Source organism: Rhodoferax sp., from assembly GCF_012927445.1.
GTDB lineage: Bacteria > Pseudomonadota > Gammaproteobacteria > Burkholderiales > Burkholderiaceae_C > Rhodoferax.
This window is the reverse complement of the sequence record NZ_JABBPD010000007.1, coordinates 459,240-470,963: the sequence shown is the minus strand read 5'-3', so window position 1 is coordinate 470,963 and position 11,724 is coordinate 459,240. Positions and strand designations below refer to the sequence as shown.

Here is an 11,724-nt window from a genome sequence, read left to right as displayed (position 1 = left end):
TGTCGCATGAGCGATATATTCAGGCCAGCCTTTGACTTGTGTGACCACACGGAAAGCCGCATTTGACTTGATAAGTAGCAAGTCACCCCGATCTTTGGCGGAATAAGCTTCTTTTGGAAGGGATTCCCATGTACCAAGTCCGACCACCCGCTGTCGCTGGCGCCTTTTACCCTGGGCAGGGGTCCACTTTGTCAAACGACGTGACCGCCTTGCTGGCCAAGGCGAGGCTGACCACCGACACGGCCAGCAGGGTGCCCAAGGCCCTCATCGTGCCCCATGCCGGCTACATCTACTCTGGCGCGACGGCTGCGCTGGCCTATGCGCAATTGGCGGCAGGCCGCACCACCATCCGGCGCGTGGTCTTGCTGGGTCCCGTGCACCGGGTGCCCGTGCGGGGTTTGGCTCTGCCGGGCGTCGATTCATTTGCCACCCCGTTGGGCAATATCGAGATCGATCAAGACGCCCTTGCGGCCATCACGCCGCTGCGCCAAGTCGTGGTGAGCCGGGCGGCCCATGAGCAGGAGCATTCACTGGAAGTGCAACTGCCATTTTTGCAATCGGTGCTGGACAACTTCAAACTGGTACCGCTGGCGGTGGGCGATGCAACGCCGGTGGAGGTGGCCCAGGTGCTGGAAGCGCTCTGGGGCGGACCGGAGACGCTGATCGTGATCAGTTCTGATCTGTCGCATTTTCTGCCCTACCGCACCGCCCAGGCGGTGGACCTGGAGACCACGCACAACATCCTGAACCTCAGCGGCGCCCTCACGCATGAGCAGGCCTGCGGTGGCACACCGGTCAACGGCCTGCTGCTGGCCGCCAGCCAGCATGGCTTGCAGCCGCGTCTGCTGGGCCTGTGCAACTCCGGCGACACGGCGGGCGACAAGGGCCGTGTCGTTGGCTACGCCTCCTTTGCGTTCACGGAAGGCACCCATGACATCCACTGACGCCAACGCTGCGGAGCGCGGCAAGACCTTGCTGCCGATTGCCCGTGCCGCCATCTCGGTGGCCCTGGGTCGCACCCTTGAGGTTGCCGAAGATGCGGTCTGGTTGCAGGAGATGGGCGCCTGTTTTGTCACGCTGACCCAGGGCGGGCAACTGCGGGGCTGCATTGGCACGCTGGAAGCACGCCGCACCCTGCTCGCCGATGTCAAATCGAATGCCGTGGCCGCCGCCCTGCAGGACACCCGCTTTTCAGCGCTGACGGTCACTGAGCTGGACCAGACGGACATTGAAGTGTCTTTGCTGTCTGCCATGCAACCGATGCGCTTTGACACGGAGGCCCAGGCACTGGCCCAGTTGCAACCCGGCATAGATGGGGTGGTGCTTGAATTTGGCCGTTACCGCAGCACCTTTTTACCGCAGGTGTGGGAGCAATTGCCCAGCGCCCCCGAGTTCATCGCCCACCTCAAATACAAGGCCGGGCTGCCACCTGATTTTTGGGCCGAAGGGATGCGACTGCAGCGCTACACCGTGCGCAAATGGAAAGAAACCGAGGGCTCATGATGCAAGAATCCAGCTATCCAGGCCGTTGGTGGCACGCGCTTCAAGACGGCCGCATCCAGTGTGACCTGTGCCCGCGCGACTGCAAGCTGCATGAGGGGCAGCGCGGCGCCTGTTTTGTGCGCGCCCGTCAGGGCGACCAGATAATCCTCACCACCTACGGTCGCTCGTCGGGCTTCTGCATCGACCCGATCGAAAAAAAGCCGCTGAACCATTTCTACCCCGGCAGCAGCGTGCTGTCGTTTGGCACTGCTGGCTGCAATCTGGCCTGCAAGTTTTGCCAGAACTGGGACATCAGCAAGTCGCGCGACATGGACCGCCTGATGGACCAGGCCTCGCCGGAAACTATCGCCTCAGAGGCGCTCAAATATGGCTGCAAGAGTGTGGCCTTTACCTACAACGATCCGGTGATTTTTGCCGAGTACGCGATGGACGTCGCTGATGCCTGCCATGCGCACGGCGTACAGGCGGTGGCCGTGACGGCCGGCTACATGCACGACCAGCCACGGCGTGATTTTTACGCCAAGATGGACGCGGCCAATGTCGACCTGAAGGCCTTCACCGACGACTTCTATTTCAAGCTCACCGGCTCCCACCTGCAGCCGGTGCTCGACACCCTGATCTACCTCAAACAGGAGACCCAGGTCTGGTTCGAGATCACCACCTTGCTCATCCCCGGCCACAACGACTCGGACGCGGAAATCAGCGCGATGTGCGACTGGATTTTGAAAGAACTGGGGCCGGATGTCCCGCTGCACTTCTCGGCTTTTCATCCCGACCACAAGATGCCGGACGTGCCAGCGACACCCCCGGCCACGCTGATTCGCGCCCGCAACATCGCCCTCAAAGCGGGCTTGCACTATGTCTACACCGGCAATGTGCATCACGCCGAAGGCGATACCACTTTCTGCCCGGACTGCCAGGCGCCGCTCATCGTGCGCGACTGGTACCAGATCAAACAATACAAGCTCACGCCGGATGGCCATTGCCCGAACTGCGGTACGGCCGTGGCCGGACGTTTTGGCACGCAGAGCGGCAAATTTGGCAGAAAACGCATTCCGATTTCGATGGCTGCCTGAGCGGCAAAAAGGCGATCCCATGCATCCAGCGCTTGAAGAACTGGTCCAAATCCCGGTGGACGACGTCCACATGGAGGGCATGCTGGAGTTGCCGGCCAACGCCCAGGGCATCGTGCTGTTTGCCCATGGCAGCGGCAGCAGCCGCCACAGTCCGCGCAACAATTATGTGGCCCGGGTGCTGCGCGAACACGGGGTCGGCACCTTGCTGCTGGACCTGCTCACACTCGCTGAAGACCTGGACTATCTGACCCGCTTTGACATTGCCCTGTTGACACACCGGCTGCTGGTCGCCACCTGCTGGGTCAAACTGCACCCGTCGACCCGACAGCTGCCGATTGCCTACTTTGGCGCCAGCACCGGTGCCGCCGCCGCGTTGCAGGCAGCGGCGGGATTGGGCGCCGATATTCGTGCCGTGGTCTCGCGCGGCGGTCGGCCGGACCTGGCGGGAAACCATGATTTAACCAAGGTCAAGTCCCCCACCCTGCTGCTGGTCGGCGGCCGGGATGAGGAAGTGATTGAGCTCAACCGGGACGCCTATGCGCGGCTGCCCTGCACCAAAGAATTGGTCATCATTCCAGGCGCGACCCATTTATTTGAAGAAGCGGGCACGCTGGAAGAAGTGGCACGCCAAGCCGCGACCTGGTTCAGCCAGTATTTAAAAACCTGAGGTCTTGCGGCGGCAAGTGAGTTGCCGGCGGCTTCAGGACCCTTTCAGGATCTCGATCACTTCGGCGTCGTCCACCTGCGGGAAGTGCTGATAAAACTGCCCCACCGCCTGAAAAAATTCGGGCGCTTCCAGACACACCAGCTCGTCCGCCATATCAGCCACTTTGACCAGCGTATCCGGTGGCGCGACCGGCACCGCGCACACCAGCTTGGCCGGTTTGCTGGCCCGCAAGCCGTGCAGCGCCGAGATCATGGTGGCCCCGGTGGCCAGGCCATCGTCGATCACGATGACGATACGGCCCGCCGGGTCGAGCGGTGGGCGGATCGGCGTGTACTGCGCGCGCCGCTGGCGAATGGTTTCCATCTGCAGGCGTTTTTCGGCTTCGATGTAGTCTTTGTTGGCGCCATAGAGTTCGGCGAAATTGGATTTGTAGGTCCAGCCGCTTTCGTTGACCGAACCAATGGCCAGTTCCGGCTGGTGGGGCGCACGCAGCTTGCGCACCAGCACCACATCAAAGTCACCCTCCAGCTTGTCCGCAATGATTTTGGCCATGGGCACGGCACCCCGTGGAATGGCCAGGACCAGCGGATTTTGGCCGCGGTAGGCTTTGAGTTTATCGGCCAGGCGCGTGGCCGCTTCATTGCGATCTCGAAACATGGTGGCAGTCTGCGGGGTTGCACCGTTGGGGATTTGATTTTTCTCAAAGTGCCGCATCCGGCCAGGATTATTCTGAAGTGATCCATCGGGTGTTGTGTTGTTGTGCAAACCAGGAGTCACCATGAAGACTGATTCAGATTTGAAAAAAGACGTATTGACCGAGCTATCGTGGGACCCGCTGGTTCCGGAAGCCCGGGTCGGGGTCGCGGTCAACGACGGGGTGGTGACCTTGACCGGCCATTTGGACACCTATGCCGAGAAGGTGGCGGCCAGACGCGCGGTGGAGCGGGTGTCCGGCGTGAAGGCGATTGCGGTCGAAGTGGACGTGGTACCGATGGGCATTCACCAACGCAGCGACACCGAGATCGCCACCGCGGTGGAACATGCTTTAGGCTGGAACACCTCGGTGCCGCAGGACCGGGTCAAAGTGACGGTCGAAAAAGGCTGGGTCACCCTGAGCGGTGAGCTCGACTGGAATTTTCAGCGGCGCGCGGTGGAGCGCATGGTCCGCCCGCTCAAGGGCGTGGTGGGAATCACCGACAACATCCGGCTCAAGGCGCTGCCGATCCCGGTCAATCTGTCCAACCGGATTCAGGATGCGCTGACCCGCCAGGCGATGCGCGAAGCGCGCCGGATTGAAATTTCGATGGACGGCAGCGTGGTGACCCTGCGGGGGCACGTTCACTCCTGGGCGGAAAGAAGTGCCGCCGAGGGGGCGACTTGGTCGGCTCCTGGCGTGAGTCGCGTCAACAACCAGCTGACGATTGAGGAGTAGCGAGCCTTCTGCTTTTTTTAGCTTTTTTCTGTTCTGACGACCCCTTGGGAGTACGCAAATGGCAACTCAACTGAAGGACTTTGCGACCTCGGTGGTCGCCGTGGTGCAACATGAGACCACAGCGCTGGTGGTGGCGCAACTCATGCGCAAGCATCACATTGGGGCCTTGGTGGTGGTCGAGGCGGGGGAGGAAAACAAGCCGGTGGGCATCGTGACGGATCGCGACCTGGTGCTGGAGTTGATGGCCGAGGGCCTGGACCCGGCCGTTTTTACCGCCGGCGACATCATGTCGGTTGACCTTGTGGTGGCCAACCCCGAAATGGATGCGATGGATGCGGTCCAACTGATGAAGTTGCACCGGCTGCGCCGACTGGTGATTGTGGACGATGCCGGCCGGCTGGTTGGCATCGTGACGATGGAGGACGTGCTTGAACTGTTGACCCGTGAGTTGGCGAATCTCGCCGAAGGACTGGCCGGCGCCCGGGATCGGGAGCTGACCGAGAGAAGTTAAAGCGAGAGCTCATGCAGCCGGGCAAAAACCCAGCTTGCTCACACAGGGAGGAGCATGGAGAGAGCATCAGTCATCCACAAAACCGCGTCGGACCAACGCCCGTCCCCCAATTGGACTGACTACGAGGGTGAACGCCGTGCGTTCTCCTGGGAGCTTGCCCGACAGGCGTTGCAAGGTTTGCCCGGCGGTGGCTTGAATATGGGGTTTGAAGCGGTGGACCGCCATGCCAGCGGCGCGCTGCGGGATCACATTGCACTGCGTTTTGTCGCACGCCAGGCGCCTGCGCTGGACCTGAGCTACAGCGAACTGGCGCGGCAAACAAATCGCTTTGCCAACGTATTGCAAGGCTTGGGGATGGGCAAAGGCGACCGGCTGTTTGTGCTGGCCGGGCGCATTCCCGAGCTGTACGTGGCGGTACTGGGCGCGCTGAAGAACGGCACGGTGGTGACGCCGCTGTTTTCCGCCTTCGGCCCCGAGCCCATTGCCACCCGCATCAACCTCGGTGCCGGCCAGGTGCTGGTGACCACCGACGTGCTCTACCAACGCAAGCTCAAGTCATTGCGCGAGCAGATGCCCTCGCTGCGCCATGTGCTGCTGGTGGCCGAGGACGGCGGCAGCACCCATGCGCCGGGCACGCTGGACCTGGCCACGCTCATGCGTAACGCGTCGGATGAATTCAGCGCGGTGGCGACGCAGCCGGACGACCCCGCGCTGCTGCATTTCACCAGCGGCACCACCGGTACGCCCAAAGGGGCGCAGCATGTGCACGGTGCGGTCGTCACCCACTATGCCACCGGGCGCTATGCGCTCGACCTGCACCCCGAAGACCGCTACTGGTGCACCGCCGATCCCGGCTGGGTCACCGGCACCTCCTACGGCATCATCGCGCCACTGCTGCACGGCGTCACCTCGCTGATCGACCGCGAAGAATTTGATGCCGAGCGCTGGTACAGCCTGCTGGAGCAGGAGCGCATCAGCGTCTGGTACACCGCGCCCACCGCCATCCGCATGCTGATGAAAGCCGGCGCGGCGCTGGCGGACCAGCACCGCTGGCCCGCTCTGCGTTTTGTCGCCAGTGTCGGCGAGCCGCTGAACCCGGAGGCCGTCTGGTGGGGCAAGGAGGTACTGGGACTGCCGATCCACGACAACTGGTGGCAAACCGAAACCGGCGGCATCATGATTGCCAACACGCCGGCCTTTGACATCAAGCCGGGATCGATGGGCCGGCCGTTGCCCGGCATCGAGGCCTGCATCGTCGAGCACCTGGAGGCCGAGGGCGAGCCGCCACGGGTGCGCCTCATCGACACCCCCGATGTGGAAGGTGAACTCGCGTTGCGGAGTGGCTGGCCCTCCATGTTTCGCGGCTACCTGAACAACGAGGCCCGCTACCGCAAGTGCTTTGATGGCGACCTCTATCTGACGGGCGATCTGGCCAAGCGCGATGCCGATGGCTATTACTGGTTCGTTGGCCGGGCTGACGATGTCATCAAGTCGGCTGGCCACCTGATTGGCCAGTTCGAAGTCGAAAGCGTGCTGATGGAGCACCCGGCGGTGGCCGAAGCCGGCGTCATCGGCAAGCCCGACCCGATGGTGGGCGAAGTGGTCAAAGCCTTTGTTTCGCTGAAGGACGGTTATGCACCCGACGAGGCCTTGCGCCTGGACATCATGGCGCATGCGCGCAAGCGCCTCGGGGCCGCCGTGGCACCGAAAGAAATTGCCTTTCTGCCAACCTTGCCGCGCACCCGCAGCGGCAAGATCATGCGCCGCCTGCTCAAGGCGCGCGAACTCGGTCTGCCGGAAGGCGATACCTCGACCCTGGAGGGCGGCGCGTGACTGATTTTGAAGTGCCGCCACCGCCGACTGGCCCGGTCCCCTGGGACAAGCCATTTGCATTGGCCCTGTTGTCCGACCTGCTGCGCATCCGCCGCATGGAGGAAAAGGCGGCCGAACTGTATGGCCAGCAGAAGATTCGCGGGTTTTTGCACCTGTACATCGGCGAGGAAGCGGTGGCCGCCGGCGCCCTGCGCGCGCTCCTACCGGAAGACAACCTCGTGGCCACCTACCGCGAGCACGGCCACGCGTTGCTGCGCGGCGTTGGCATGGGCCCGATCATGGCCGAGATGTATGGCAAGCAAGAGGGCTGTTCGCGCGGGCGCGGTGGCTCCATGCACCTGTTTGACCGCGCCCGCCGCTTCTTTGGCGGCCAGGCCATCGTCGGCGGTGGTCTGCCCCTGGCGGCCGGTCTCGCGCTGGCCGACAAAATGGCCCAGCGCGTGGCGCTGACGGCCTGCTTTTTCGGGGAAGGTGCGATCGCCGAGGGCGCTTTTCACGAGGCCATGAACCTGAGCGCCCTGTGGCAACTGCCGGTGCTGTTCTGCTGCGAGAACAACCGCTATGCGATGGGCACGGCGCTGGCGCGTTCCGAATCGCAGACGGATCTGCGCCTGAAGGCGGCGTCCTATGGCGTGGCCACGGTGCGGGTTGATGGCATGGACGTGGTGGCCGTGTATGAAGCCGTGCAGCGCGCCGCGCAACAGGTGCGACAGGGGAACGGTCCGGTATTTGTCGAGCTGCAGACCTACCGCTTTCGCGCCCACTCGATGTTCGACCCGGAGCTGTACCGCGACAAAAAAGAGGTGGAAGCCTGGAAAACGCGCGGTCCGATCCACACCTACAGCGCCCGCCTGAAAGCGCAGGGCGTTCTCTCGGAAGACGAATTTCTGGCGCTGGATGCGGCCGTCCAGGCCGAGGTCGATACCGCCGTGGCCTTCGCCGAAGCCGGCACCTGGGAGCCGGTGGAAGACCTGCTGCGCGACGTTCATACCCGGCAGGAGGCGAGCCTCTGATGGGCCGGCGCATCACTTACCGCGAGGCGTTGCGCGAAGCGTTGCGTGACGCGCTGCAGGCCGACCCACGGGTCTTTTTGATGGGCGAGGACGTCGGTCGCTACGGCGGCACCTACGCGGTGTCCAAGGGTCTGCTCGACGAGTTCGGCCCGGAGCGCATCCTCGATACGCCGCTGTCCGAACTGGGTTTTGTCGGCGCCGGCATCGGTGCCGCGCTGGGCGGCATGCGGCCGATTGTCGAAATCATGACGGTCAATTTCAGCCTGCTGGCGCTCGACCCGATTGTCAACACGGCGGCCATGTTGCACCACATGTCGGGAGGCCAGTTTTCGGTGCCGCTGGTGATCTGCATGGCCACCGGCGCCGGGCGCCAGGTGGCGGCCCAGCATTCGAACAGTTTTGAGGGCTGGTATGCCCATGTGCCGGGCCTGCGCGTGCTGGTGCCCGCCACGGTCGAAGATGCACGCGGCATGCTGGCACCGGCGCTGGCCGACCCGGACCCGGTGCTGATCTTCGAGCATGCGCAGCTCTACAACATGGAGGGCGAACTGCCGGACGATGAGTCGCGTCCGGTGGACATCCAGAGCGCCCGCGTGCGCCGCGCCGGCACCGATGTCAGCCTGATCACCTTTGGTGGCAGCCTGCCGAAAGCCTTGCGCGCGGCGGAGGAACTGGCGACCGAAGGGATTGCCGCCGAGGTGATCGATCTACGGGTGCTGCGTCCGCTCGACGACGCCACCGTCATGGCCTCGGTGCGCAAGTGCCGGCGCGCCGTGGTGATTGACGAGGGTTGGCGTTCCGGCAGCCTGGCCGCCGAAGTGATGGCCCGCATCAACGAGCAAGCCTTCTTTGACCTCGATGCGCCGCTGGCGCGGGTGTGCAGCGAGGAGGTGCCGATTCCGTATGCCCGCCACCTGGAAGAGGCGGCGCTGCCGCAGGTGCCAAAAATCATCGCCGCGGTGCGGTCCTTGCTGGGAAGCGCGGCATGATCGAATTCAAATTACCCTCGCTCGGCGCCGACATGGACGAAGGCACGCTGCTGACCTGGCAGGTCAAACCGGGCGAGGCCGTCAAGCGCGGCCAGGTGGTGGCGGTGGTGGACACGTCAAAAGCGGCGGTGGATGTCGAAATCTGGCACGACGGCGTGGTGCATGAGTTGCTAGTGCAACCTGGCGAGAAGGTGCCGGTGGGCGCGGTACTGGCGACGCTGCTGGCGACGGGCGAAGTGGCGCCCGCGCCAGCGGTGGCACCTGAAGCAGTGGCCAGAGCAGTCCCCGCCACCGCGCAGGTATCTGCTCCGCAGCGCGTGCCGGAGCCCGCAAAAGTGCCTGTGGCAACCCGGCATGCGGTGTCGCCCTCGGCGCGCAAGCGGGCCAAGGAACTCGGTATTGACCCCGACAGCGTGCCCGGCACCGGCGCGCAGGGCTCGGTCACGCTGGCCGACATAGAGGCCGCAGCGCGGGCGCGCGATGCCGCGACGGGGGTTGCCGCAGCCGCACCCGCCATGCCGGATCGCCAGAAGGAAATGCGCAAAGCAATCGCTGCCGCCATGAGCCGCTCCAAGCGCGAGATTCCGCACTACTACCTGTCGGAGACGATTCCGATGGCCAACGCGCTGGCCTGGTTACTACAGCGCAACGAAGGCCTGCCGATCACCGAGCGCATTTTGCCTGCCGTGCTGCTGCTCAAAGCGGTGGCCATGGCGCTCAAACGCACACCCGAGCTCAATGGTTTTTACCGCGACGGGCAGTTTCAGGCCAGTGCGGCCGTGCATGCCGGCGTGGCGATTTCGCTGCGCGGCGGCGGTCTGGTGGCCCCGGCGCTGCACGATGTAGGGGATAAACCGCTGACGCAGCTGATGCCTGAACTGGCCGATCTGGTCAAGCGCGCCCGGGCCGGCTCGCTGCGCAGCTCCGAGATGAGCGACCCGACCCTCACCGTCACCAATCTGGGCGACCAGGGCGTGGAGTCGGTGTTCGGCGTGATCTATCCGCCGCAGGTGGCGTTGGTGGGCTTTGGCCGCGTGGCCGTGCGGCCCTGGGTGCAGGCTGGCGAGCTGCGCGCACAACCGCTGCTGTGCGCCACCCTGGCCGCCGATCACCGGGCCTCGGACGGCCACCGGGGTGCCTTGTTTCTGGCCGAGCTGCGCGAGTGGCTGCAGCGGCCACAAGCGCTGGCGGAGACCGGCCAGAACGCGGGTATCAACCCAGGAAGCCCCCCATGACAACCGACCGCCAGACCCTGCTGAACACGGTTTTAACCGCGTTGCATTCGATTGCGCCGGAACTGGAACCCGAGACGCTGGAACTGACCCGGCCTTTGCGCCAGCAGGTGGATCTGGATTCCATGGACTGGCTCAATTTTCTGGTGAGCCTGCATGAACGCCTGGGCGTCGAGATTGCCGAAGCGGACTATGCCCGGCTGATCTCCCTCAACGACGTGCTGGACTACCTGCAAACCCGACTGGCTTAAGGCGCGTCTGCCTTGCCGGGCCGCCCGACGGTCTGCGCCAGCAGCACCTGCTGGTCGTTATTCAAGCCCAGCGCCTGCGCCAGCGCGCCGCGGTCGATCCAGGCGCGGATCACCGTCGAGAGCCCGGCCGAAGCGCAATACAAATAGACGTTTTGCGCCATGGCGCCGGCCGCCACGGAAGCATACGACTCGCGCTGCGTGGCGGGCACCAGCTTCATGCGGGAAAAGTCGGCCACAAACACCAGGTCCAGCGGCGCCGTGTCCACAAAATCCTGATAGCCGGTGACACGGCGCACGTCGGACGCCGTCACCAGATGCAGCGTATGGGTCGGGGCCACATAGCGGAACAGCCCATTGGGCAAGGCCACGTAAACATCCACTTCCTGCGCATTCATCGCGCTGGGGGCGGTGCGGCCGTCCAGCTCGGGGCGGTTGACGCCAGCGGCCGCCCACAATAAATCGGACAGGGTTTGCTCAGGGAGCGGCGCCGGGTCGAACACACGCAGCGACTGGCGCTGCGCCAGCGCCTGCATCAGCGGCACACCACCGCTGGTGCTGGCCGGCGGCAGGGACATCGTGCTGGCGGCAGCGCCAGCGGCGGGTTGCGGCTTGAGCTGGCCGATCAATCCCAGGGCCATTTTGGTTAAGGTGCTGATGTTTGAACTCCTGATGTGCGTGGCGAAAATAAAAACCCGCCAATCCTTGCGAATTGGCGGGCCCGGTGAAGGTCCCCAACCAAGCGCTTGACCGCTCGGTCAGTCTGAGGATGCCTTCATCCTTCCCAGTGTCGGAGACACCAGGAACTTTCCCACTTAAGGGAAACCCACATTTTTGTGGACAGACATTTGAATCAAGCATTTGCCCGGACACCCCTGCACTCTAAAACTTGCGGCGCGACAGGCGTTGATATTTCTCAAATGCAGCACAGTCGGGCTCCCTAGCATGCAGGCTCAAGGTATGGGCATCGCACCTGCCTTTTTCAAGGGGATGAACATGACACGCAAAAAACTGATCCTGATACTGGTCGCCGCAGGCTTGGTGGTGGCCGCCACCTCGGCCGCCTTCAGCCTCTACCCGCCCAACTGGTTGACGGACGACAGCCCGGCGGTCCCGGCCAGCGCCACGCCTCACTAGCGCGCCATCCCAGCGAACAGGCTTGGTTTTCAGCCGCTTCTTTGACTTTACTTACACTGGCGGCAACCCACAATACGCTTCAA

14 protein-coding genes are annotated in these 11,724 nt (G+C 63.8%); 12 read left to right on the top strand and 2 right to left on the bottom strand.

Going from position 1 to position 11,724, the window contains the following annotated elements:
* The first annotated feature begins 128 nt into the window (after positions 1-128).
* From amrB to HHJ17_RS13970, 4 genes are read left to right on the top strand one after another with little or no spacing between them, the layout of a single operon-like run.
* Entirely contained in the window at positions 129-944 is an 816-nt protein-coding gene (gene amrB, locus HHJ17_RS13985; protein ID WP_296496767.1) for an AmmeMemoRadiSam system protein B, read from the top strand.
* Complete coding sequence (gene amrA, locus HHJ17_RS13980) at positions 931-1,503, top strand: AmmeMemoRadiSam system protein A (RefSeq protein ID WP_296496766.1); 573 nt, start codon at positions 931-933, stop codon at positions 1,501-1,503. The genes amrB and amrA overlap by 14 nt, the downstream gene beginning before the upstream one ends.
* Positions 1,500-2,579: an AmmeMemoRadiSam system radical SAM enzyme gene (gene amrS / locus HHJ17_RS13975; RefSeq protein ID WP_296496765.1), complete on the top strand. Its 1,080-nt coding sequence runs from the start codon at positions 1,500-1,502 to the stop codon at positions 2,577-2,579. The genes amrA and amrS overlap by 4 nt, the downstream gene beginning before the upstream one ends.
* A 19-nt stretch (positions 2,580-2,598) precedes the next feature.
* The gene (locus HHJ17_RS13970) at positions 2,599-3,246 is read left to right on the top strand and encodes an alpha/beta hydrolase (RefSeq protein WP_296496764.1); all 648 of its coding nucleotides are present in this window, start codon (positions 2,599-2,601) and stop codon (positions 3,244-3,246) included.
* A gap of 33 nt (positions 3,247-3,279) precedes the next feature.
* On the opposite strand, the gene HHJ17_RS13965 is transcribed toward HHJ17_RS13970, so the two are convergent.
* Positions 3,280-3,903 carry a phosphoribosyltransferase family protein gene (locus HHJ17_RS13965; RefSeq protein ID WP_296496763.1) on the bottom strand — a complete coding sequence of 208 codons (624 nt, stop codon included), beginning with the start codon at positions 3,901-3,903 and terminating at the stop codon, positions 3,280-3,282.
* A 121-nt stretch (positions 3,904-4,024) separates the two neighbouring features.
* Here HHJ17_RS13965 and HHJ17_RS13960 point away from each other — a divergent pair, with 121 nt between their 5' ends.
* Genes HHJ17_RS13960 through HHJ17_RS13930 form a run of 7 tightly spaced genes read left to right on the top strand, consistent with a single transcriptional unit; the run spans position 4,025 to position 10,507 of the window.
* Positions 4,025-4,678 (top strand): BON domain-containing protein, encoded by a 654-nt coding sequence (locus HHJ17_RS13960; protein WP_296496762.1) that lies wholly within the window; start codon positions 4,025-4,027, stop codon positions 4,676-4,678.
* A 58-nt stretch (positions 4,679-4,736) separates the two neighbouring features.
* On the top strand, positions 4,737-5,189 hold the full coding sequence (locus tag HHJ17_RS13955; protein WP_296506170.1) for a CBS domain-containing protein: 453 nt from the start codon (positions 4,737-4,739) through the stop codon (positions 5,187-5,189).
* A 54-nt stretch (positions 5,190-5,243) separates the two neighbouring features.
* A complete protein-coding gene (gene acsA, locus HHJ17_RS13950; protein ID WP_296506169.1) occupies positions 5,244-7,022 on the top strand; it encodes an acetate--CoA ligase in 1,779 nt (592 codons plus the stop codon).
* Positions 7,019-8,035: a pyruvate dehydrogenase (acetyl-transferring) E1 component subunit alpha gene (gene pdhA / locus HHJ17_RS13945; protein ID WP_296506168.1), complete on the top strand. Its 1,017-nt coding sequence runs from the start codon at positions 7,019-7,021 to the stop codon at positions 8,033-8,035. Before acsA ends, pdhA begins: the two co-directional genes overlap by 4 nt.
* Entirely contained in the window at positions 8,035-9,024 is a 990-nt protein-coding gene (locus HHJ17_RS13940) for an alpha-ketoacid dehydrogenase subunit beta (RefSeq protein WP_296506167.1), read from the top strand. The genes pdhA and HHJ17_RS13940 overlap by 1 nt, the downstream gene beginning before the upstream one ends.
* A complete protein-coding gene (locus HHJ17_RS13935; RefSeq protein WP_296506166.1) occupies positions 9,021-10,259 on the top strand; it encodes a dihydrolipoamide acetyltransferase family protein in 1,239 nt (412 codons plus the stop codon). The genes HHJ17_RS13940 and HHJ17_RS13935 overlap by 4 nt, the downstream gene beginning before the upstream one ends.
* The gene (locus tag HHJ17_RS13930) at positions 10,256-10,507 is read left to right on the top strand and encodes a phosphopantetheine-binding protein (RefSeq protein ID WP_296506165.1); all 252 of its coding nucleotides are present in this window, start codon (positions 10,256-10,258) and stop codon (positions 10,505-10,507) included. The genes HHJ17_RS13935 and HHJ17_RS13930 overlap by 4 nt, the downstream gene beginning before the upstream one ends.
* On the opposite strand, the gene HHJ17_RS13925 is transcribed toward HHJ17_RS13930, so the two are convergent.
* A complete protein-coding gene (locus tag HHJ17_RS13925; RefSeq protein ID WP_366557544.1) occupies positions 10,504-11,145 on the bottom strand; it encodes a nitroreductase family protein in 642 nt (213 codons plus the stop codon). The two genes, HHJ17_RS13930 and HHJ17_RS13925, sit on opposite strands and share 4 nt — an antisense overlap.
* Positions 11,146-11,500: 355 nt before the next feature.
* Between HHJ17_RS13925 and HHJ17_RS13920 the strand changes: the two genes are divergently transcribed.
* Complete coding sequence (locus HHJ17_RS13920; protein ID WP_296506164.1) at positions 11,501-11,641, top strand: hypothetical protein; 141 nt, start codon at positions 11,501-11,503, stop codon at positions 11,639-11,641.
* Positions 11,642-11,724: the final 83 nt, after the last annotated feature.

What these genes read in the sequence shown, in the direction of transcription:
- HHJ17_RS13925 (WP_366557544.1), bottom strand. Translation starts at nt 11,145, where the DNA reads ATGGCCCTGGGATTGATCGGCCAGCTCAAGCCGCAACCCGCCGCTGGC.
- HHJ17_RS13955 (WP_296506170.1), top strand. Translation starts at nt 4,737, where the DNA reads ATGGCAACTCAACTGAAGGACTTTGCGACCTCGGTGGTCGCCGTGGTG.
- acsA (WP_296506169.1), top strand. Translation starts at nt 5,244, where the DNA reads ATGGAGAGAGCATCAGTCATCCACAAAACCGCGTCGGACCAACGCCCG.
- amrB (WP_296496767.1), top strand. Translation starts at nt 129, where the DNA reads ATGTACCAAGTCCGACCACCCGCTGTCGCTGGCGCCTTTTACCCTGGG.
- HHJ17_RS13960 (WP_296496762.1), top strand. Translation starts at nt 4,025, where the DNA reads ATGAAGACTGATTCAGATTTGAAAAAAGACGTATTGACCGAGCTATCG.
- HHJ17_RS13935 (WP_296506166.1), top strand. Translation starts at nt 9,021, where the DNA reads ATGATCGAATTCAAATTACCCTCGCTCGGCGCCGACATGGACGAAGGC.
- HHJ17_RS13970 (WP_296496764.1), top strand. Translation starts at nt 2,599, where the DNA reads ATGCATCCAGCGCTTGAAGAACTGGTCCAAATCCCGGTGGACGACGTC.
- amrA (WP_296496766.1), top strand. Translation starts at nt 931, where the DNA reads ATGACATCCACTGACGCCAACGCTGCGGAGCGCGGCAAGACCTTGCTG.
- HHJ17_RS13920 (WP_296506164.1), top strand. Translation starts at nt 11,501, where the DNA reads ATGACACGCAAAAAACTGATCCTGATACTGGTCGCCGCAGGCTTGGTG.
- amrS (WP_296496765.1), top strand. Translation starts at nt 1,500, where the DNA reads ATGATGCAAGAATCCAGCTATCCAGGCCGTTGGTGGCACGCGCTTCAA.
- HHJ17_RS13930 (WP_296506165.1), top strand. Translation starts at nt 10,256, where the DNA reads ATGACAACCGACCGCCAGACCCTGCTGAACACGGTTTTAACCGCGTTG.
- HHJ17_RS13940 (WP_296506167.1), top strand. Translation starts at nt 8,035, where the DNA reads ATGGGCCGGCGCATCACTTACCGCGAGGCGTTGCGCGAAGCGTTGCGT.
- HHJ17_RS13965 (WP_296496763.1), bottom strand. Translation starts at nt 3,903, where the DNA reads ATGTTTCGAGATCGCAATGAAGCGGCCACGCGCCTGGCCGATAAACTC.